General features: G+C 59.6%; 18 protein-coding genes. 12 read left to right on the top strand and 6 right to left on the bottom strand.

Features of this window, described 5'->3' with window-relative positions; genetic code table 11:
- The first annotated feature begins 102 nt into the window (after positions 1–102).
- Genes DXD24_RS01985 through DXD24_RS01995 form a run of 3 tightly spaced genes read left to right on the top strand, consistent with a single transcriptional unit; the run spans position 103 to position 2,487 of the window.
- Entirely contained in the window at positions 103–864 is a 762-nt protein-coding gene (locus DXD24_RS01985; protein WP_117563844.1) for an ABC transporter ATP-binding protein, read from the top strand.
- A complete protein-coding gene (locus DXD24_RS01990; RefSeq protein ID WP_117646016.1) occupies positions 861–1,685 on the top strand; it encodes a hypothetical protein in 825 nt (274 codons plus the stop codon). The genes DXD24_RS01985 and DXD24_RS01990 overlap by 4 nt, the downstream gene beginning before the upstream one ends.
- Positions 1,669–2,487, top strand: coding sequence for a hypothetical protein (locus tag DXD24_RS01995; protein ID WP_117646018.1), 819 nt, complete (start codon positions 1,669–1,671; stop codon positions 2,485–2,487). The genes DXD24_RS01990 and DXD24_RS01995 overlap by 17 nt, the downstream gene beginning before the upstream one ends.
- Before the next feature lie 111 nt (positions 2,488–2,598).
- Here DXD24_RS01995 and DXD24_RS02000 read toward each other — a convergent pair whose 3' ends face one another.
- From DXD24_RS02000 to DXD24_RS02025, 6 genes are all read right to left on the bottom strand, one after another.
- Positions 2,599–3,408, bottom strand: coding sequence for a gamma-glutamyl-gamma-aminobutyrate hydrolase family protein (locus tag DXD24_RS02000; protein ID WP_117563841.1), 810 nt, complete (start codon positions 3,406–3,408; stop codon positions 2,599–2,601).
- An 87-nt stretch (positions 3,409–3,495) separates the two neighbouring features.
- Positions 3,496–4,260 (bottom strand): amino acid ABC transporter ATP-binding protein, encoded by a 765-nt coding sequence (locus DXD24_RS02005; RefSeq protein WP_117563840.1) that lies wholly within the window; start codon positions 4,258–4,260, stop codon positions 3,496–3,498.
- A 36-nt stretch (positions 4,261–4,296) separates the two neighbouring features.
- Positions 4,297–5,130: an amino acid ABC transporter permease gene (locus DXD24_RS02010; protein WP_117629933.1), complete on the bottom strand. Its 834-nt coding sequence runs from the start codon at positions 5,128–5,130 to the stop codon at positions 4,297–4,299.
- Positions 5,127–5,786: an amino acid ABC transporter permease gene (locus DXD24_RS02015; RefSeq protein ID WP_117563838.1), complete on the bottom strand. Its 660-nt coding sequence runs from the start codon at positions 5,784–5,786 to the stop codon at positions 5,127–5,129. Before DXD24_RS02015 ends, DXD24_RS02010 begins: the two co-directional genes overlap by 4 nt.
- 138 nt (positions 5,787–5,924) lie before the next feature.
- Complete coding sequence (locus DXD24_RS02020; protein ID WP_117563837.1) at positions 5,925–6,917, bottom strand: glutamate ABC transporter substrate-binding protein; 993 nt, start codon at positions 6,915–6,917, stop codon at positions 5,925–5,927.
- A gap of 455 nt (positions 6,918–7,372) precedes the next feature.
- On the bottom strand, positions 7,373–9,154 hold the full coding sequence (locus DXD24_RS02025; RefSeq protein WP_117563836.1) for a 1-deoxy-D-xylulose-5-phosphate synthase: 1,782 nt from the start codon (positions 9,152–9,154) through the stop codon (positions 7,373–7,375).
- Positions 9,155–9,382: 228 nt separating this feature from the next.
- Here DXD24_RS02025 and DXD24_RS02030 point away from each other — a divergent pair, with 228 nt between their 5' ends.
- The 9 genes from DXD24_RS02030 to DXD24_RS02070 all read left to right on the top strand — a co-directional run bounded on the left by DXD24_RS02030 (position 9,383) and on the right by DXD24_RS02070 (position 21,683).
- Positions 9,383–9,940, top strand: coding sequence for an HD domain-containing protein (locus DXD24_RS02030; protein WP_117563835.1), 558 nt, complete (start codon positions 9,383–9,385; stop codon positions 9,938–9,940).
- A gap of 3 nt (positions 9,941–9,943) precedes the next feature.
- Positions 9,944–10,963: a putative ABC transporter permease gene (locus DXD24_RS02035; protein ID WP_233502303.1), complete on the top strand. Its 1,020-nt coding sequence runs from the start codon at positions 9,944–9,946 to the stop codon at positions 10,961–10,963.
- Between the two features lie 197 nt (positions 10,964–11,160).
- Positions 11,161–12,438, top strand: coding sequence for an ammonium transporter (locus DXD24_RS02040; RefSeq protein WP_117563834.1), 1,278 nt, complete (start codon positions 11,161–11,163; stop codon positions 12,436–12,438).
- Between the two features lie 207 nt (positions 12,439–12,645).
- Entirely contained in the window at positions 12,646–12,984 is a 339-nt protein-coding gene (locus DXD24_RS02045) for a P-II family nitrogen regulator (RefSeq protein WP_117563833.1), read from the top strand.
- A gap of 74 nt (positions 12,985–13,058) precedes the next feature.
- On the top strand, positions 13,059–13,721 hold the full coding sequence (locus DXD24_RS02050) for a TetR/AcrR family transcriptional regulator (protein WP_158548909.1): 663 nt from the start codon (positions 13,059–13,061) through the stop codon (positions 13,719–13,721).
- A 100-nt stretch (positions 13,722–13,821) separates the two neighbouring features.
- A complete protein-coding gene (locus tag DXD24_RS02055; RefSeq protein WP_117563831.1) occupies positions 13,822–15,084 on the top strand; it encodes an MFS transporter in 1,263 nt (420 codons plus the stop codon).
- Between the two features lie 115 nt (positions 15,085–15,199).
- A complete protein-coding gene (locus DXD24_RS02060) occupies positions 15,200–16,057 on the top strand; it encodes an HAD-IIB family hydrolase (protein ID WP_117563830.1) in 858 nt (285 codons plus the stop codon).
- A gap of 121 nt (positions 16,058–16,178) precedes the next feature.
- Positions 16,179–16,889 carry a TetR/AcrR family transcriptional regulator gene (locus DXD24_RS02065; RefSeq protein WP_117563829.1) on the top strand — a complete coding sequence of 237 codons (711 nt, stop codon included), beginning with the start codon at positions 16,179–16,181 and terminating at the stop codon, positions 16,887–16,889.
- Between the two features lie 12 nt (positions 16,890–16,901).
- Positions 16,902–21,683 (top strand): 2-hydroxyacyl-CoA dehydratase, encoded by a 4,782-nt coding sequence (locus DXD24_RS02070; RefSeq protein ID WP_117646020.1) that lies wholly within the window; start codon positions 16,902–16,904, stop codon positions 21,681–21,683.
- The last annotated feature ends 400 nt before the right edge of the window (positions 21,684–22,083 follow it).

Here is a 22,083-nt window from a genome sequence, read left to right on the forward strand (position 1 = left end):
CCGTGTCTAACACGGGTTCTTTCTTTTAGATTATCTTGATAAATAGTAGTTATCGAAAAACAATAACAACAATGAAAAACGATAAAGGGAAGAAGGAACGATATGAGCGGTTTTGCTATCAAGCGGAACGGGAGGCCAATGAACGCATCAGCGATAAAGCTATCAAAGGTGTCAAAGCGCTATGGAAAACGGCGTGTGTTGCATGACGTTTCCTTTGAGGTGAATCAATCTGAGCTTTGCGCCCTTGTTGGTGCAAACGGGGCGGGCAAAAGCACGCTTATTAAAATAGTGCTGGGCCTCTGCGAGCCATCGTCGGGGAGCGTGGAACTCTTTGGAGGCAAGTCGAAAAAAGAGCTGAGCCTGATGCGGACGCGTGTCGGCTATGTGCCAGATTCCAGCGGAGCATACCAATCCCTCAGCGCGGCTGAAAATCTTCGGATTCGATGTGCGGAATGGGGGCTTGATGAGAATTGTGAGATTCCTCGCGTTTTGAGCCTAGTTGGACTGGATGCCGATGAGAAAAAGAGCGTGAGCAGTTTTTCTCTGGGAATGAAACGGCGACTGGATATAGCTACGGCTTTGTTGGGCGACACCGACGTACTAATTTTCGATGAGCCGGCAAATGGATTGGATCCGTTGGGCATCGAGAGTATATGGGCCCTTATCGGTCGATTGAATCGAGAGCAGGGTAAGACCATGCTCATCTCTAGCCATGATTTGGATGAGTTGGCATCGGTTGCAACAAGCTGCCTGTTTATTCATGACGGCGAACTGATAAAAAAGGAATCGATGGACGTCATAAGGGATGAGGCGTCGTCCCTAAAAGAGTATTACAGGCGCTTGGTGAAGGTGGTCTCGCTATGAAGCGGGCGATCCATCCCATAAAGGCAGATATGATGCGTTTGCACAGGATATTTCCGGCGAAGTTTGGTCTTGCGCTTATGCTGGCGTTCGGCCTTCTCTTCGGCATCTTTCTAAAAAACGGAACAACGTTGCTCGCCTGTGGCAATAGCGTTTTTGGGGAGGATATTGGTTTCATCTGGAATGTAATCGATCCTTCTGCACCCGATGAGTCCCTTGTGCGCAGCGCTTTTGCCGGTACATCCCTGTTCGTTCCACTCATCGTTTGTTTGGTGCTTTTACAGGAGCATGGCTATAAAGAGGGGCACCGAATTTCTTCGGCAAGAGGTCTCAACCGCTTTTATGGGGCTCTAGCCCATGCATTTTCGTCTGCTTTAATAATTGGCGCAGCGTATAGTGCGCTTTGCCTTCTTCTTTTTGCAATAGCCATAATACGTGGAGGGCATAACTACTCGCACAACATACTAACTGTATTTTTGCCTGCAATGATAGTCAACGCCGTATTGGTGATATCGGTTGCGCTGGAGACGGTGACCATCTATCGGATAACGGGCAGCGCTGTATTGAGCGGGGCCGTGGTGATAGTCGGATTTGTCATGAGCTTGACGCTCTACGGAGCCTTCCTTCAGGCACCTATACCATCCTTGCGATGGATCTTCTTCCTTCCGGGGCTGTACCTTGGAGTCGGATGTGCCCTTGGGTATAGCGATATGGGGCAGCTGACGCTTCTGGGATATGGCGTGGCAGCCAGCTGTCTATCGGTATTGATTTACGCTCTCTTGAGCTTTCGCGCTGGGGGTGTGCTCAATGGCTCGTCAGATTAAAAGACTTCTCCAGTCAGAATTGAAGCATGTGAGCAAATGGGCGTACGCCTTAATCCTGGTAATTTATGCGCACATGGTGATATTGCAGCTTAATTCTTTCCCGATGTGGTTCTGTAGCCTCCGTGAGAACAGTTTCTTGGGCTTTTTCCCAGACCCGACGCTTCCGCTATCGGCGGAGGATGTCCTTCTATTTGGTAATGCAGAGGTTTTTCGCGGTCTGCTGTTCAACGTAGCCCCGTTGGCTCATGCATTGTTCTTTCCGTTCATTGCTGCTTGTATTGTGCCGCGCTTTGTCAGTTCGGGCTTTGTCGAGGAACCGTGGGGGCTGTCGGAGGCCCGGGGAGGGAAGCGTGTGTGCGCTATCGTTGCGCGAGCGATGCTGTCTTCTTTCGCCCTTTTGGGCGCGTTTATCCTGACGAGTGTCGTTTTGTACTGTCTTAACTGCGCGATCGTTTTGGATGCTCAGCAGTATTTCAACCTGCATGTATTTTGCTATCGACTTGTTCTTGCTGCCGCCGCCTGCCTTGCATACGTGGTTTCTTGCGTAATCGTTGTTTCCTATTTTGGGTCCGGCTTCGGTCCGATTGGCATGCTGTTGCTTGTCAACGTTGTAGCGATCTACATACAGATCGGGGCCAATTCCATGCTTCCGCTTCCAGCCTCGATGCTCATGTGGATTTGCGGCGTGACCCCGTTGGGGGACGGTCAATGCGTTTCGATTTTAATTGACTGCCTCATAAACGTAGCAAGCGTTTTTGCCATCTGCTTTACGGTCGACCGATTGTGGTCGAGATTTCTTTGATTGTTTGTGAGGGATAAACATACCGAGCGTATCAAATACAGGGGGGCGGGCACCGTGGCTGGTGTCCGCCCCCCCCTGGCATGGAAGGTTTAAGCCTGTGTGATTCGCGAGCTAGCGAGCCCGCTTAACCTTGGCCGCTGCCTCGACAAACGACTTCCACAGGTCAAAGTCGGTCTCGAGCGTCTTCCACGTGTACTCAGGGTGCCATTGCACGCCCAGGCAGAACGGCTGGCCTTCGACTTCGATGCACTCGGGCACGCCGTCGGTTGCCTTGGCGACCAAGCGCGTGCTTTTACCCAGACGATCGACGCAGCAGTGGTGTGCGGAGTTGGTCTGGATCAGCCTGTGCCCGCCAACCGCGCGCTCCAGCAGCGAGCCCGGCACGACCTCGACAGGATGCACAGGGTCGTTGAGCACGTGGGTATGGCGCCACTGCGTGCGGCCCTCGCGCGCGCCCAGGCTCGGCACGTCCATGCACAGGGTGCCGCCGGTGGCGACGTTGAGCAGCTGCGTGCCGCGGCAGGTGGTAAAGAGCGGCTTTTTGGCGCGGAGTACCTCGTCGACCAGCTTAAACTCAAAACTATCGCGGATTTCGCAGCAGAGGGTGGGGTCGTAGGGTCGATCATCGCCCCAACGTTTGGGATTGACATCGGGGCCGCCGGGAATGGCGATGCCGTCGGCGATGTCGACGTAATGACGGATGACCTCAATGTCCTCGGTGATGGACATCTGCAGCGGCAGGCCGCCGGCGGCAAGGATGGCATCGACAAAGACACTTGCGATTTCCTCGTTGGGGGAGAGCGTCTCGCTTAAAAACGGCTTTGCCTCTTCCCAACGCGGCGCGACGAGGATGAGCGGGCGGTCGGCGGGATCGACGTCGACGTGCGGGGTGTATGACGATGAAGTGCGAGTTCCGATCATAGGTGTTGCTTTCGAATCTAAAGGTGACAGGGCGCATGAGAGACGTAGGACAACACTTTCAATGGATTTGTCCCACGGGGTGGCTGGCTAGTGGCCCTTAATGGAGTTGAGGAAGTCCTGGGCGCGCTTGGTCTGGGGGTGGTCGAAGAACCCGTCGGGCGTGCCGGTTTCCACGATCTGGCCATCGGCCATAAACACGACACGGTCGGCCACGCGGCGGGCAAAGTTCATCTCGTGCGTAATGACGATCATCGTCATGCCCTGCTGCGCCAAGCGCACCATGACCTCGAGCACCTCGTTAATCATCTCGGGGTCAAGGGCACTCGTGGGCTCATCGAAGAGCATGGCCTTGGGCTGCATGGCAAGAGAACGGGCGATGGCCACGCGCTGCTGCTGGCCGCCCGAGAGCTGTGCGGGCACCTTATCGGCCTGCTCGGCAACGCCTACGCGGCTCAGCAGGTCCATGGCGCGCTCGCGGGCCTCGTCCTTGGAGACGCCCAGCACGTCGACCGGTCCCAGCATGACGTTCTGCAGCACCGTCATATGTGCGAATAGGTTGAACTGCTGAAACACCATGCCCAGCTCGGCGCGCATGCGGGCAAGATCCTTGCCTTCCTGCGGCAGGGGCTCGCCCTCGATGAGAATCTCGCCCGAGTCGACGGTCTCCAAGCGGTTGATGGTGCGGCACATGGTCGACTTGCCCGAGCCCGAGGGGCCAATCACAACGACGACTTCGCCGCGGTCGACCGAGAGATTGATGTCGTTGAGGACGTGCAGATCGCCGTAGTGCTTATCGACGTGCCTGAGCTCGATCAACGGCTGATTGCCGGTGGATGAGGTGCTCTGTGCCATGGTGCTCGGCTCCTTATGACTCGAAATGGTAAAGCGTTAGCGGATGATGGTCGCGCCGGTCTTGTGCGAAACGTAGACAGCGGCCTTGTTGATCGCGACGTTGATGAGGATGTAGATGACCGCGATCACCAGATAGACTGATACGAGCGCGTCGTAGTTGGTGATGAGCACGCGGGCATTTTGCATGAGGTCGGGGTAGCTCACCACGTAGGCGACGGTGGTGTCTTTGACTACGACCACGAGCTGCGAAATCAACGACGGAATGATAAACCGAATCGCCTGGGGCAATACGATTTTAAAGGTGATTTTGGCCTTGGAGAGACCGAGCGCTTGGGCTGCCTCGACCTGACCACGCGGCACGGCGTTGACGCCGGCGCGGAAGATCTCGGCAAGTACGCCGGCTGCAGCGAGCGCGACGGGAAGCGTGAGCATCCAAAACGACGGCAGTGAAATCTTGTACTGAGGCAGCACCAAAAAGAAGAAGTATATGAACAGAAGGCTCGGCACGCCACGGAAGAAATCGGTGAGCACGCGGCAGACCAGCTGCAGCGGCTTGATGTCGCTGGTACGGCCGAGCATGAGGGCTAAGCCCAGTACCAGCGCGATGGCGCCGGCGGTGAGCGCGACCTTTACCGTGCCCTCAAAACCGGCAAGCAGGAACTTCCAGGTGGTGAGGTGCGTAAAGAAGTACCAGTAATGGACCGAAAGCTGGCCGGTCACATAAAAGCGCTGCAGTACCAGAGCGATGAGCGCGGCCACGGCAACAAGTGAGATGGCGGTGCCGACGCGAATCTTGGCGCGCATCTTGGGGCCGGGAGCCTCGTAGAGCGCATCGCGCATGGTGAGCGCGGAGGTGGAGTGCTTGCTCATCGGAGGATCCTCACCTTCTTATCGATATAGTTGCCAATGTGGCTCACCACAAAGGCCGTGCCCAGGTAGCCGAGCGCCGAGATAAAGAACGCGGCGACGCCGCCGAGCGAGCGCGTGTTGATGTAGCTCACCACGCCGGTGAGCTCCTGCGGTTTAAGCGGCACCTGACTGCCGAGCGCGGTGGTGAGCATGACGGCGATAAAGAGGTTGGTCATGGGCAGCACGCTCGAGCGCAGCGCCTGCGGAATCACGATCTTGGCGAGGATACGGCTGAAGCTCATGCCCAGCGAGCGGGCGGCTTCCACCTGACCGACACCGACGGTGTTGATGCCGCTCATAAAGTTCTCGGAGCCAAAGGCAGAACCCAAGAGCACTGTGGCGACGATGACGCAGGTGCGGTAGGGCAGGACGACCTTGAGCGACGGCAGCGCATAGACGACGATGATGAGTAGCGCGATGCCGGGGATGTTACGGAAGACCTGGACATACAGGTCGCCAAAGACGCGCAGCGGCTTGAGCGGCGACACGCGCATCACGGTGACAGCGACAGCCAGTACCATGGCGATGGCAAACGACTCGAGCGTCATACCCCAGGTTGCTAGCAACGCGTCGATATAGTTCTGGCCATAGAGCGACCAGAGCTCGGAGAGACTCATGCGGACCTCCCGCCGGTAAGGAAAGGGGCTCCCGTGTGTACGGAAGCCCCGACAACTCAGTGAGGAAACAGTTTAGCGCAATAAAGCGCATCGCGCGTTTCCATATGGTTTCGTAGCGGCCGTTACTAGGTTCGCTGCCTAGGCGCCGATCTCGGGCAGCTCGGGAACATTGGTGTCGCCCGTACGGTCGCCGATGCAGATCTGCCACAGCTCGGTCCAGGTGCCGTCGTCCTCGATCTTCTTAAGGAAGTCGTTGACAAAGGCGACGCCGTCGGAATCGAGCGGCAGGCCGATGCCGTAGGGCTCTTTGCTGCCGAAGGACTTGCCGGCGATCTTGTACTTACCGGGTTCGCGGACCAGGGCGCTCTGCTGCATGTTGTTATCGATGACGTAGGCGTCAACGCGGCCCTGCTGGAGTGCCTGGCGGGCCTCCTCGTCGGTCTTGAACTCCTGCTGGCTGGCCTTGGGAGCGAACTCCTCCAAGATGGCGGGGCCGTTGGAGCCGGACTGGACGGCGACGTTCTTGTCGGCCAGGTCGTCGACGCTCTTGATGTCGTCGTTGTCGGCGAGCACCAGGATAGCCTGCTGGGTGTAGTAGTAGGGACCGGCAAAGGAGACGAGCTTCTTGCGCTCGTCAGTGATGGTGTAGGTGGCAAAGACAGCGTCGACCTGGCCGTTCTGCAGGACGGACTCGCGCGTGTCCGAGGTCACCTGGGTGATCTCGACCTTGTTCTCGCCCAGAATGTAGTTGGACAGGAGCTGTGCGATACCGGCGTCGAAGCCGCGGGTCTGACCGTCCTTCTCGTTGAGGAGGGAGAAGAGCGTGGAGGTCTGGACGCCACCAATCGTAAAGACGCCGGCATCCTTGACGGCCGTAGCCCAGGTGCTGGCGGCGATGGCGTCGTCATCGGCCTTGGGGCCGTCGTTGACGAGCTTGTCGAATGCCTTGGCGTCGAGCGTGGCGGAAACCTCGGTATCCTCGGAGCTCTTGGAGGAACCGGCGGAACCCTTGTCGGCCTCGGTGCTGGTGTCGGAGCAGCCGGCAAGACCAAGGCCGGCGACGGTTGCGAAGGTGGCGGCGACGAAGCCGCGGCGGTCGAGAACGACCTGCTGGGAGAGGTTCTTGCTCATGGTAGAACACCTTTCTCAATAAAATCCCTAGCGGTTGAGTAGAGTTATACCCTATCCCACTCAAATGGGTCAACACGAAATAACTCAGAAACATACTTACCTTATGGGTTATTCTACCTACCAAAAAGGGACAGGCACCTTTGTGGTGGTTCTGGCCGATGCAGCGGCATGCCTTGCTGTTTTGTCTCGATCTGTAACATCTGCAGCCATTTTTGCCGAGTAACTGTTACAGATTGAGATTTTCTCTTCAGGGGGATTCGAATGTCTCGATCTGTAACAGGTAGACGGCCAGAAGGTCTCTATCTGTTACAGATTGAGACAAAGGTCAGGGACTAAGACGTCTTGTATAGATCTGTAACAGTTAGACGGGAATTCGGGCCCTAGATGTTACAGATTGAGATAGTTGAGCTCAAAAATAAAAACTTCCGCAGGGGTGCTTCCCTTGCGGAGGTTTTTTACTCGTTGAGTAGCCTTACGGCCTCGGCGGCCATGTTCTCGACCGTCATGCCGTTCTGAGCGAGCAACTCGTTGGGGTCGTAGCGGTCGGGGAAGCCCTTGGCGATGCCAAAAGTGCGCGTGCGCACGGGCGTGCAGGCCAAGTAGCACGCGACACGCTCGCCCCAGCCACCGTCCAAGATGCCGTCCTCGAGGGTGACGACAACGCGATGCTCGGCGGCAAGGCTGTCGAGGAACTCGCGGTCAAGCTTGGTTGCAAAGCGAGGGTTGACGAGCGTGGCCTCGATGCCGTACTCGGCAGCCAAGCGATTTGCCACGTGCTCGCCCAGCTCAAAGAAGTCGCCAAGCGCGAGCACGGCCACGTCGCGGCCCTGGCGCACCACGTTGTAGCGCGCGACACCGTAATCGGCGTCCTCGGCAGGCGCCAAGTCGGGGCGGCTTACCAGGCCAATGCCGGGCACGCGAATCGCCACAGGATGCTCGCGATGGTCGAGCGACCAGCTCAGCATGGATAGATATTCCTCCATGCAGGCCGGCGCCAGGTAGCGCATGTTGGGAAGACCGCCCAGCATGGAAATATCAAAGAACGAGAGATGCGTCTCGGATGTGGTGCCAAAGATCGACGCGCCAAATACCAGGATGGTTGCGGGGGCGTCGTTGAGGCACAGGTCGTGCCACAGCTCGTCGTAGGCGCGCTGCAAAAACGTGCCGTACACACCAAAGACTGGCTTGGCGCCCGAGCGCGCAAGCGCGGTGGCAAAGGTCACGGCGTGCTCCTCGGCAATGCCCACGTCAACAAACTGCTTGCCTGCCGCGGCGCGAAGCTCGGGCGTAAAGCCCATGATGTAGGGCGTTGCGGCCGTGATGCCCACAACCTGCGGATCGCGCTCTATGGCAGCGCTCAGGGCCTCGCCCGTAATGTCGGCATAGGTGCGCGGCGCAGGCTCGCTCGGATGGCCCGGGCAGAGCTTGCGCCCAGTCGCCATGTCAAACGGACCTACATGATGCCAGCGCTCGGGGTCGCTCTGGGCTGGCTCAAAGCCCTTGCCCTTGGCGGTCGAGACGTGCAGCACGATGGGGTGATCGATATCGCGCAGCTCCTGCAGCGCGTCGACGAGGGCCAACACATCGTTGCCGGCGTCTAAATAGCGGTAGTCGAGCCCCATCGCGCGGAAAACGTTGCGCCTGCAGGTGCCGTTGCTGGCGCGCAGCTCGGCCAGATTGCGATACAGGCCACCGTGGTTCTCGGCAATGGACTGGTCGTTGTCATTGACGACGATGATCAAGTTGCTGTCGAGCTCGGCGGCATTGTTGAAGCCCTCAAACGCCAGACCGCCCGAAAGCGAACCGTCGCCAATGATGGTGATGACGTTGTACGCATCGCCCGCCAGGTCACGAGCGTGCGCCAAGCCGCAGCCCAGGCTCACCGATGTAGAGGTGTGGCCCATGGCGAACAGGTCGTGTTCGGACTCGTCGGGATTGGCAAAGCCAGAGGCCTCGCCGTAGCGTGCCGGGTCGATATAAGTGTACGCGCGCCCAGTCAGCGCCTTGTGGGCATAGGTCTGGTGCGATACGTCAAAGACAATTTTGTCGGTGGGGGAGTTAAACACGCGATGAAGCGCAACCGTAAGCTCAACGACGCCCAGGTTGGGGGCAACGTGCCCGCCGACGGCGGCGGAGCTTTCGAGGATGGCGTGGCGGATCTCGCCGCAGAGCAGCGGAAGCTCGGCGCGATCGAGAGCCTTGACGTCCTCGGGCGTTGTCGTTTGCGTAAGCAGCATCGTTGTGGGTTACTCCATGCGAATCGTGCGCCGGCACTCCCTCGGCCGGCACAATTGCACAAGACAGTCTCGCACATTTTGGCGTTTGATATGTGACGGCGGCGCGGTAATTCGCCAACTGGTGGGGCAAAACGTTTTGTCCGATGCCATACTGATAAGTTCCATGATGATTTTATTCATTGCGTGCAGGCTGCGGCTTGCCGCCGAGCGCCGCCGGAAGGAGGCCGCATGTCCGATACCGTTCGTGCCGAGAAAATCGCGCGCGAGGTCGACGATGCCGCCCGTCAGCTTGCCCAGGCGGGCCGCTTGGACCTGATGCATGAGTTTATCCAACATGGCGATGTGACGGTTTATGCACATGTGACCTCGGTGGCGCGGGCAAGTCTGTCCTTTGCCGAGCGCCTGGGCCGCGTCGGTATCTCCGTCGACCGCTTATCGCTGCTGCGCGGGGCCCTGCTGCACGATTACTTTCTCTATGACTGGCACGATCCCGACCCAAGCCATCGGCTGCATGGCTTTCGCCACCCGTTTTTTGCCTTGGCGCGTGCGGAGGAAGATTTTGAGCTGACGCCGCGCGAGCGGAATATTATCGTACGGCATATGTTTCCGCTGGTACCGGTGCCGCCGACGTGTCGTGAGGCATGGATTGTGTGCCTGGCGGATAAATGGTGCGCGCTGCGCGAGACGATTGCCGGCCGTCTGCCGCGCAAAGGCGGCGCGAACGATTTGAACGAGGGGTCGAGTGACGGCTCGAGCAAAGAATCGAACGAAAAGAGGAGTGGGTAGACGGTGGGAACCGCGATCGACATGGCATTTGACGGCGCGACGCTTGCCGCCTGTCCGCTCTCGGCGCTGGTACTCTCGTTTGCCTTCTACGGTTTTTGCGGCTGGGTATGGGAGTCGACAGTCTGCGCCATGCTCAACCACGGACGCTTTGCCAACAGCGGCTTTTTGCTAGGGCCGTGTTGTCCCATCTACGGTGCGGGCGGCATCGCGTGCTGGTTGCTGCTGCGTGGAATCCCAGACGCCTCGAGCCAGTTTGTCGCTGCCGCGCTCGTATGCAGCGTGATCGAATATAGCGTGGGCGTGCTGTTGGAAAAAACGACGGGTGCCCGGTTTTGGGATTACTCGCATCTGCCGTTTAACCTGCACGGACGCATCTGCCTGTACTGGGCCTGCGCATTTGGCTTGGGTGCGTTGTGTATTTGCCGTTTAGTGGAGCCGGCATTGCTGGGGCTGCTTGGCCATCTGCCGGTGCTGATTGTGCGGCTGTCCGCCTTTATCGTCGCGGTCGCGATGATGGTCGATGCGGTGTGCTCGTTGGCCAGCTGGCGCCGCCTGTCCGATCAGCTTGAGCGTGTGCGTGCCGACCTTGCCGACCGCATCAATGAGTCGCTTGCCGACGCCTCCGACTCTATGCTCGAACGTATTCCCGATTCGGCGATCGACTCGGTGGCGCAGACGCATATCCGCGGTCGCGCCGTTAACGCTTGGCTGGCCGAGCTGGGCGACGCGGCGCTCGATGCCCTGCGCGAGAAGGCTTCGATGCCGACGTTTATCTCGGATGGTGCTCGCGGCCTGGCGCTTGCTGCCCGCCGCGTTGCCGATGCCGCGCCGAGCATGCCGCGTCCGTCGCTCAGTCGTCGCCTTGCCGGCAAGCGCATGAGCCGTCCGGTGCCGAGTGTGTCGCTCAGTCGTCGCGACCTGCGCTTCTTCAATGCCTTTCCGCGCTTGCGCATCAATCGCTACGAGGGCGTCATCCGGGCCACCGATCTCCGCGACCGAGCTCGCGAGCTGTTCCGGCGCTAGGCGGGGCGGGCGCGCTCACGGCTTCCTTGCTCGCGTATTTCCCGTTCGTTTCGCGCCCGTTGCCGCGCCGTTTCCAAGATTGCGGCACCGTTTCCATTCGACAACGCAGCGTTTAACAACGCCGTATCTGGTCTACACCAGTTGCCCCTCGGCCGCATTATGGGCGCCGACAACGTTCATGCGACCAAGGGGGACGAATGTACGATACGGGATCGACAACGTTTATGCTCATCTGCACCATGCTCGTGTTTTTAATGACACCGGGCCTGGCGTTTTTCTATGGCGGTCTGTCTAGGCGCAAAAATGTCATCAACACCATGCTTATGTGCTTTGGCGCCATTGGCCTGGTTGGTGTGCTGTGGATTGTTGCCGGCTGGTCGCTGGCCTACGGCGGCGACGGCTCGAGTCCGTTTATTGGAGGCCTTGACCAGTTGCTGTGCCTACCGGTGCTCAACCAGGTGCTGCAGGCGGCCGAGGGCAATGCCGCGGGCGGTGCCGTCTACCCTCAGATCATCAACATCGCCTTCCAGATGGCGTTTGCCATGATCACCGCCGCTATCGTTACGGGCAGTCTGGCAGGCCGCGTTAAGTTTGGTGCCATGACGGCCTTCCTGGGCATTTGGCTGCTCGTGGTCTATGCGCCGCTCGCCCACATGGTTTGGGGCGGCGATGGTTCCTTTATCGGCGACATCATCGGCGCGCTCGACTTTGCCGGCGGCGACGTGGTACACATTTCGTCTGGTCTCACGGGCCTGATTCTCTGCTTAATGCTCGGCCGTCGTCGCGGCTTTGGCATGGTGAGCTACCGTCCGCATAACGTGCCGTTTGTGGCGCTGGGCGCCGGTCTACTTTGGTTTGGTTGGTTTGGCTTTAACGGCGGCAGCGAGTTTAAGGCCGACGCCGTGGCGGCACTCGCCATCCTCAACACCGTGACGGCCAGCGCGGCGGGCATGGTCTCGTGGCTTGCCGTCGAGCGCGTGCACACCGGTCGTCCCACGCTGGTGGGCGCCAGCACCGGTCTGGTTGCGGGCCTTGTGGTGGTCACGCCGGGCGCGGGCTTTGTCGAGCCGTGGGCGGCGCTGGTCATGGGCCTGATCGTCTCTCCCGTCTGTTACCTGGCCATCAGCCATCTCAAGACCAAGTTCGGCTACGACGATGCGCTCGACGCGTTTGGCTGCCATGGTATCGGCGGCATCTTGGGCGGCGTGCTCACGGGCCTGTTCTGCGTGCCGGAGCTTTCGTGGACCGGTAAGGGCGGCCTGTTCTACACGGGTGACATGTCGCTGCTCATCTCGCAAATCCTGGGCATTGTGGTGACGGTCGCTATTGTGCTGGTGCTCGACTTGGTGATTGCCGCGGTGGTCAAGGCGCTGTTCCGCGGCAGCCTGCGCGTGGACGAGGCCGATGAGGCGCTGGGCTTGGATGCGAGTCAGCACGGCGAGAGCGCTTATCCTTCGTTCTCCGGACTCGATTAGCAGCTTCCCCAAGCACCGCACCTTGCCGTTCAATCGTCGCTCACGTACTTAAGTACGCTTCGCTCCTCTTTCACGGCAATCTGCGGCACTTGGGAAACCTGCTAAGACCAGTCAGTTGAACTTTTTGATTTCTGAGGTTGGTTTGCGGCACCTGGGAAACCCGCGTCTCATGTAAAGGGATACGTTGATTTTTGAGAGGAATTCATTATGAAAAAGATCACGGCTATCGTGCGCCAGGAAAAGCTTGAGGTTCTTAAAGACGCGGTGTTTGCTGCTGATGTTCGCGGCATGACTATCAACCAGGTGCAGGGCTGCGGCGCGCAGCATGGCTGGAAGGAATACGTGCGCGGCAACGAGTTGCTTGTCAACACGATCCCTAAGGTGCAGTTCACCCTCATCTGCGCCGATGAACATGTCGACGGCATTGTCGACATCATCTGCAACGCCGCCCGTACCGGCGCCGTTGGAGACGGCAAGATCTGGATTGAGCCGGTCGAGGAAGTTATCCGCATCCGTACCGGCGAACACGGCCCCGCCGCGGTGTAGGATCGACCGCCTGCCATCCGCAACGTTAAAATGCTGCAATGAGGCACAAGACTTGCGTTGCGGATGGGCGGATTATGGGTCGCAATAAATATCCCGAGGAGACGGTCGCGAAGATTCTCGACGCGGCACTGGAGCTATTCTGCGCACAGGGTTATGAGGGGACGAGTATTCAAGATATCGTTGACCGTCTCGACGGCATGACCAAGGGCGCTGTCTATCATCACTTCAAGAGCAAAGAAGAGATTTTCAACGCCGCGTTTGATCGGGCGATGACTCCGATTGTTGAGCACCGCCGCTCGATGCTTGGCGTCGGTAATATGACCGGAGCCCAAAAGCTCAGGCGGCTGTACGCGCCCGAGTCCGTTGTTCCGCAAATTGAGCTATGGGCACGCATGCATCCTGCGGCGGATCCGGTAAAAAGCTCGCGTCTACTGGCGATGCAGTACCAGGGCTCGTTTGACGAGTCAGCCGATGGCTGTCTCTTGCCAGTGATCGAGGAGGGCATCGCCGACGGCTCCATTGCGTGCGAATGCCCGCGCGAAGCGGCGGAGGCCGTATCGTTGCTGGCGAATCTCTGGTTGCTGCCACTGTTCCGTCCGCTCGAGCCCAAGGAGCGAATGCTCGCTCGTGCACAATGTCTGGCGCAGATGGCCGCTGCGGTGGGACTCGATTTGGGCGAGGAAGTGCTCCAGACAACGGCACGGATTTGGGACGTATGGGACCGCGCTGGGTGGTAATATAGATACCAACGGTATGTAATTGATTTGTGAGGGTAGCCACGGCTGCCCTTTTCAAGTCATTAAATACATACTAGTGGTATGTATAGGGGGTGGGCTTATGGCTGGGCTGAGAGACGTCGGCGTCTCGTTGAAATCAAAAACAGTGCGGTCAATCAGGCTCGCGGAACTTCTGGTTGCGCAGCTGTGCACGTATTCGATGCTGTCGGCGCTGTGCTTTGCGTATCCACTTTACTTGTTCGATTGCAGTGGATCGTCAACGTTATATGGCGTCGTCGTGGCGACGGCATTCATACCCGGCGTACTCGCAACTCCGGTTGGCGGAATCTTGGCGGATAGGGGAAGACATCGCGAGGTCCTCGTGGCCCTTGGCATTGCTCTGATGACTGCATCGCTGCTGTCTATCCCCATGAAGCGCTCGTTGCCTCTTGCGGTCGTCGTAGTAGCGATACTTTGTGTTCAATATGGTGTTCAATCGCTGCTAAAGCCAATGCTCCAAATTGAGACGGTGCACATGGCGGGTGAAAAGAAGGTTGAGCGGGCCACTGCATTGGTTTCGCAGGTGACCATGGTGAGCAATATCTCGGGTCCTGTGGTCGGGACGGCAGTCTATGGGTGCTTTGGCATCGATGCTCTTTGCGCAACCGCGTCGGTGGCGTTTGCGATTTCAGCTCTCTTGTTTGGGGTCGCAATCAAACAAAATGCCTCATCTGAAACGATGGGAGACGGCGCGACTCGTACGACATACCGAAACGATTTTTGGGAGTCGATTCGGTATCTGTTGCAAAATGCATCATTGGTCGCTGTGATTTTGCTTGCGGCCGTTTTGAACCTTGCGTTGGTTGGGCTAACGATTGGCGCTCCCATTATTGTTACAAAGCATCTCGGCATGCAATCGTCCTGCGTTGGGATAGTTGAGGTTGCTCTGGGCTTGGGTGGTCTTACTGGCAGTGGCTTGGTCAGCATTTGGCCGCATCGCTTTTCTCTCAATGGCATATGTCGATATGTTGCGAGGATCTGTTTTGGAGTCGTACCGATTATCGTTACGCTACTGTTCGGCGCAGATGTATGCGTGTTCACCGTGTTTGCGGTTGGTTCGGCATGGATCATGGTGTGGGCAAGCATTGCGTCGGTTGAAATCATCGCGTTTGTTCAGCGGGTAGCGCCGGCTGAGCTCTGCGGAAAAGTGCTTTCGGTCGTTTACATGGTCCTTTCCTGCGCAACACCTATCGGCCAATTGACGTACGGGGTTGCATATGATCGATGGACACCGGCGATTGTATTCGCAGGCATGCTGGCGGTGCTGACGTTGACGACGGCTCTGTTTTATCGGCTGAAAAATCGCTTGCGGCGATTGTCTTAACGTGCTGGGGCACCGTGAATTTGCGGAGGCAGTGGCCCGCCGCGCCGGGACGGCATTGTTTGGGCATGCCTCTCCTTCGTCTACAATATCGTGCAGACGAAGGAGAGGCACGCCCATGATCAAGATGTTCGCGAGTGACTTAGACGGAACGCTGCTGAACGCCCTGCACGAGGCGGATGGGACCATCCGCCGTGCCATTCGCGAGCTGACCGAGGCCGGCCTGCATGTGGTTCCCGCGACCGGACGCTCGACGCTGCCGATCGGCGAGCATGGCTTTACGGGGCTGGCGCTCGATGCCTGCTGCTCTAACGGCTCCATCGTGCGCGACAGTCATGGCGAGGTGCTCAAGACCTGGACCATCGATCCGCAGATCACCGAGGAGCTGCTCAAGGAGTTTCCGGATATCTGTTTTGACTGCTCCACGCCCGACGGCATGTTTTCGAGCGGATCGTTCGAGATGCACCAGGCGGGCTTTAAAAAAGACAGCCCTATCAAGCGCATCGTGATGCGCGGCATGCGTGCGCGTGGCGGGTACCACGAGGAACAGTACTTCGACCAGTCGATCGGTGACATCCTGCGCCACGATGTGTGCAAGATCAACTGTCGCGTGACCTCGCCCGAGCTGGAGTGCGACCTTAAGGCGTATCTGGCCGAGCGCTCGGACCGCGTGGTCAACGCGCCGTTCGATCCGGTGATGTTCGAAATTACGGACGTGGCGTGCAACAAGGGCGAGAGCGTGGCATGGCTGGCGGGCTACTACGGTATTGCCGAGGACGAGGTCGCGGTCTACGGCGACGGCGGCAACGATATCGCCATGCTCAAACGCTTCCGCCACAGCTACGCGACCAAAAACGCTAGCGATGCAGCTAAGGCCGCCGCGAGCGCAACTATCGGCAGTTGCATGGTCCACGCCGTCCCCAAACACATGCTCGCCACCATGCGCAAGCAAAACTCCCGCACCGTCATCGAATAATGTGACAAAGAGACTGCCCCCTCGTCACATTCCAAATATTGCCTTTACGTGTTGATACACACGGTGTGCAATAATACTCGCACTGTGCAATAGCGCACAGGCTGAGTAACAAGGAGGACGCTTGTCCCAGCTCGAGAAATGCGATCGCCGGTCCCTTCGCTCGCAGCGTGCCCTTCGCCAGGCGCTTGCCAGCGAGCTTGCCGAAAGCGGCGACCTTTCGCGCATTAATGTCGCGTCGCTCACCGAGCGCGCTGGCCTTACGCGTCGCACGTTCTATTCGCACTACCGCGATATCCCCGACTTTATCAATCAAATCGAGGACGGCTTGCTGGCCGAGATCCGTGAGCGCATTGAGTTCATTACCGCAGCTCAGCTGCCTGATCTCTATCACAATATCGATGAGCTCGAGCCGGCGCCCGGTTCGGTTGAGCTGCTGCGTTATCTTGCGGCCAACCGCGACTTAATCGGTGCGCTGCTGGGGCCGGGCGGCGACCAGGCCTTCATTAAAAGGATTATCGACACTGCGCGTGAGGCTGTGGTGCCGCGTGCGCAGACGGGCATTTTGGGCCTGGCGCTGGGCACGTTCTTTGACTACTACGTCACCTACGTCGTGAGTGCCGAGGTCGGCATGATTCAGCGCTGGTTTGAGCGTGACCTTTCCGAATCGCCCGAGGCCATGGCGCGCATTATGACGGTGCTCGCTTTTGTTCGTCCTGGTGACCTGTATGGCCAACCCATCGATATCAACGTGCCGGAATACGGCATGAAGCTATTGAACTTGCAGCTCGAGGACGCGGCCGACACCGCCGCAACCGTCGAGTCCAACAACTAAGAGGAGAGACAGATGAGCAAACTCGTCGAGGGCATCAAGGATCGTATGGTTGCTGCCGCACGCGAGGCCGCGCCCGCCGTGGTGGACGCCGCGCAGAAGGCCGCGACCGCGGCAGCCGAGAAAGTTGCCGAGGCAGTTGCCGATGCCAAGAACGCGGCAGGGGAGACGTCCGTTACTAGCGAGCCCGCCACCGCCGCTGAGCCCATAGCCGCCGCCCACGCCCCCGAAGGCGCGATCTTCAATCCCGAGAACGCCCGCGGCAACCTACACCTGGGCATCGACGTGGGCTCCACCACTGTTAAGCTCGCCGTGCTCAACGACGACAACCAGATCGTCTACGCCAAGTACCAGCGCCACCACACCGACGTCCGTGCCTGCGCCCGCGACCTGTTCGAAGGCGCTGCGACCGTGCTGCCGACGGCCCAGATGACCTGCGCCATTACCGGCTCGGGCGGCCTGCTGCTGTCCCAGTGGCTCGACCTGGAGTTTGTCCAGGAGGTCATCGCCAGCAAGCGTGCCGTCGAGACCCTCATCCCGGCCACCGATGTCGCCATCGAGCTGGGCGGCGAGGACGCCAAGATCATCTACTTTGATAACGGCATCGAGCAGCGCATGAACGGCACCTGCGCCGGCGGTACGGGCGCGTTCATCGACCAGATGGCAACCCTGCTGCACACCGACGCGAGCGGCCTCAACGAGCTCGCGGCCAACGCCACCACCATCTATCCCATCGCCAGCCGCTGCGGCGTCTTTGCCAAGACCGACGTCCAGCCGCTGCTCAACGAGGGCGCCCGCCCCGAGGACGTGGCCGCTTCCATCTTCCAGGCCGTTGTGACCCAGACCATCTCGGGCCTGGCGTGCGGCCGTCCCATCCGTGGCAACGTCGCCTTCCTGGGCGGCCCGCTGCAGTATCTCTCCGAGCTGCGCCACCGCTTCTACCTCACGCTCAACCTGGACGAGGAACACCGCATCGTGCCCCAAAACGCTCACTTGTTTGTGGCGAGCGGCGCCGCCATGGCGCACGAGTCCAACAAGCTCAGCACGTTCCCGCAGCTCATCGAGGCCATCGACAGCTTGGGCGACACGCAGGGCGCCGAGGTCGAGCGTCTGAATCCGCTCTTTGCCACCGACGAGGACTTTGCCGAGTTCAAGGGTCGCCACGACCAGGAAGTCGTCCCCAAGGGCAAGCTCGACGGCTACACCGGCCGCGTGTTCATCGGCATCGACGCCGGCTCCACCACCATGAAGGCCGCGCTCGTGGGCGAGGACGGTCAACTGCTGCACACTTGGTACGGCAACAACAACGGTGACATCCTGGGCACGGCCAAGGTCATCATGGCCGATTTCTACAACCACATCCCCGCGGGCTGCACCATTGGCCACGTGACCACCACGGGCTACGGCGAGGCGCTGCTCATCGAGGCCCTCAAGGCCGATTCCGGCGAGATCGAGACCGTCGCCCACCTGCGCGGCGCCAAGGCGTTCCTGCCCGGCGTCGAGTTTATCCTGGACATCGGCGGCCAGGACATGAAGTGCCTGCGCGTCAAGGACGGCGTGATTGAGCACATCATGCTCAACGAGGCCTGCTCGTCGGGTTGCGGCAGCTTTATCGAGAGCTTCGCCGTCTCTATGAACATGGACGTACGCGCGTTCGCCGATGCCGCCATCCATGCCAAGGCCCCCGTCGACCTGGGCAGCCGCTGCACGGTCTTTATGAACTCGCGCGTCAAGCAGGCGCAGAAGGAAGGCGCCACGGTGGGCGACATCGCGGCCGGCCTGTCTTATTCCGTCATCAAGAATGCCCTGTTCAAGGTCATTAAGCTGCGCGATCCCAAGGAGATCGGCAGCCAGGTGATCGTTCAGGGCGGCACCTTTATGTCCGACGCCACGTTGCGCGCGTTCGAGCAGCTCACCGGCGTTCACGCCGTGCGTCCCGACATCGCCGGCTGCATGGGCGCCTACGGTGCGGCCTTGCTCGCCCGCGATCGCGCTGGTGCCGACGGCACCTCGACCATTCTTTCTGCCGAGGACATCGCACACCTCACCGTGACGCAAAAACACGTCCGCTGCGGTCGTTGCTCTAACAACTGCCAGCTCACCGTCAACGACTTTGGCGGCGGCAGGCGCTTCATTACCGGTAACCGCTGCGAGAAGGGTGCCGGCCACAAAAAGCAAAAGACCGAGGCGCCCAACCTCTTCAAAAAGAAGAACGATCTGCTCTTTAACCGCGAGGTGCTGAGCCCCGACGAGGCCCCGCGCGGCACCGTCGGCATCCCGCGCGCGCTCAACATGTACGAGAACTACCCCTTCTGGCACGCGTTCTTTACGCGCTTGGGCTTTAGCGTGCAGCTGTCTGACCAGTCGAGCAAAAAGACCTACCAGGCGGGCATCGAGTCCATGCCGTCCGAGAGCGTGTGCTATCCGGCCAAGATGAGCCACGGCCATGTGATGAACCTCATCGACCGCGATGTCGACTTCATTTGGATGCCGTGCGTGCGCTGGGAGCGCAAGGAGGATCCGACCGCCGGCAACTGTTACAACTGCCCCATCGTCATGAGCTACCCCACGGCGTTGGCACTCAACATCGACGAGATCCGCGAGCAGAACATCGAGTTCCTGTACCCGTTTGTGCCCTATCATGACAAGACCGAGCTCAAGCGCCGTCTGTACCAGGTGCTCGCCGTCGACCGTGTGGCCGATGCTGAGGCCGGTCGCGGACGCGTGCGCGGTCCCAAGATCACGCGCTCCGAGGTCGATGCCGCCGTCAACGCCGCCTTTGAGGCCGATGCGCGTTTCCACGAGGACATCCAGACCATGGGCGAGGAGGCTCTTAAGTGGGTCGAGGACCACGGCGGTCACGGCATCGTGCTCGCCGGTCGTCCCTACCATAACGACCCCGAGATCAACCACGCCCTGCCCGAGCTTATCTCGAGCTTTGGCTTTGCGGTCTTTACCGAGGATTCGCTCGCGCATCTGGTAAAGCCCGAGCGTCCGATTCGCGTCGTCGACCAGTGGATGTACCACAGTCGCCTGTACGCCGTCGCCCGTTTTGTGACGATGCGCAACGACCTGGACCTGATCCAGCTCAATTCCTTCGGCTGCGGCCTCGATGCCCTGACCACCGATCAGGTGCAGGAGATCCTGGAGGCCAGTGGCAAGATCTACACCGTGCTCAAGATCGACGAGGTGTCCAACCTGGGCGCCGCGCGCATTCGCATCCGCTCGCTCATGGCGGCACTCAAGGACCAGGAGGCCGAGCGCTTGGCCGAGGCCACGGCTGCGGGCAAGGTCTTTGAGCAGGGCGACGCTGCGCCGGTGGCGCCCTCCACGGATGCCCCCGCGTTCGCGAGCCGCAAGTACACGTTCGAGGCTCAGCGCGAGAGTGCTTCGACCGCATGGCCCAAGGTGCCCTTTACCGAGCAGATGCGCGACGAGGGCTATACCATCCTGTGCCCGCAGATGGCGCCGATCCACTTTGACCTGGTCAAAGAGGTGTTCCGCGGTGCCGGCTACAACTTGGAGCTGCTGCCCTCGACCGACCACGATGCCGTCGAGGCTGGCCTGCGCTATGTGAACAATGACATTTGCTACCCGTCGATTCTGGTGACGGGCCAGATTATGGAGGCCATCGAGAGCGGTCGGTACGACCTGTCCAAGACCGCCGTGGTCATCAGCCAGACCGGCGGCGGCTGCCGTGCCACCAACTACATCGCGCTCATCCGCAAGGCCCTGCGCGAGAGCGGCCACCCCGAGATCCCGGTGATCTCGCTTTCGGCCGTGGCGCTTGGCGAGGACAACCCCGGCTTCAAGCTGACGCCGGCGCTGCTTAAGCAGGCAGTCTACGCGGTGCTCTTTGGCGACGTGATGATGCAGATGCTCTACCGCTGCCGCCCGTACGAGGCCACGCCCGGTGCCGCCAACGCGCTCTATGAGGAGTACATGGCGCGCGCTCGCAAGCTGGCGCCCAAGTTCAACAGGCATAACTACACCAAGCTGTGCCGTGAGGCCATTCGCGCGTTCGACACCATGCCACTTGTGGGCGAGGGCACCAAGCCGCGTGTGGGCGTGGTCGGCGAGATCCTGGTCAAGTTCCACCCCACGGCCAACAACCACGTGGTCGATGTCATCGAGCGCGAGGGCTGCGAGGCCGTGGTGCCGGGCCTGCTCGACTTCTTCCTGTACTCCATGAGCAACGCCGAGCTGCAAAAGGACGAGCTGGGCAGCTCCGCTACGACACGTGCGGGCATGCAGGCGCTCATCAAGCTCGTGGACTGGATGCGTACGCCGGTTGAGGAGCTGCTCGAGAAGTCCCAGCGCTTTGAGGCGCCCGAGCGTATCGGCACCATGGCCGACAAGGCCCGCACGGTGCTATCGGTGTGCAATAACATGGGTGAGGGGTGGCTGCTCACAGCCGAGATGCTCGACCTGATCGACCACGGTGCGCCCAACATCATCTGCACGCAGCCCTTCGCGTGCCTGCCCAATCATGTGGTGGGCAAGGCCGTAATCAAGGAGCTGCGCCGTCAGCATCCCGAGAGCAACATTGTCGCGGTGGACTACGACCCCGGTGCGTCCGAGGTCAACCAGCTCAACCGTATTAAGCTCATGATCAGCGTGGCGAAGGAGAACATGCGCGCCGGTAAGGGCTTTAAGCTCGAGAAGGTGGCGCCGCTCGCGATGGACGAGGTCACCGGCCAGATGCGTGCTCATGACGGCTGTGTGAGCTGCGGGCCGGCCAGCGAGGAGGCCGTGGCATCGGTCGCCGAGCGCCTGGGACGCGGCATTAAGAAGTAACTGGCCTGCTATGGGCTAGATATGGGACAAACGGGTGGCAGCCGTACCGGTTACCACCCGTTTTTACTGGACATCTGTTGCGTAAACGGTCCAACTATCACCCCCTGCGAACTTAGATTTCGGAAGTATGCGGCAAAATTTGAATAGGCCGAGCACGCTGGATATGTCCAAGCTCTGTGCCTGCGGTTTTATTGGTGAAAAACCGGGGTGTGCTCGAGGGCTCCGGAATTTGCCGCATACTTCCGAAAACAACGTCTCGGTGGCACCAAAAATTGCCTCCAGAACCCTGAGATAATGAACATATGTAGCCGTTCGCCGCAAATTATCGTCCGTTCATGGAACCTATCTCCAACGAGTTGTAACCATATGGTTTGATGTTGGAAACATATGATTGCCGGCG

It is taken from the genome of Collinsella sp. TF12-2AT, assembly GCF_003436735.1.
Classification (GTDB): Bacteria; Actinomycetota; Coriobacteriia; order Coriobacteriales; family Coriobacteriaceae; genus Collinsella.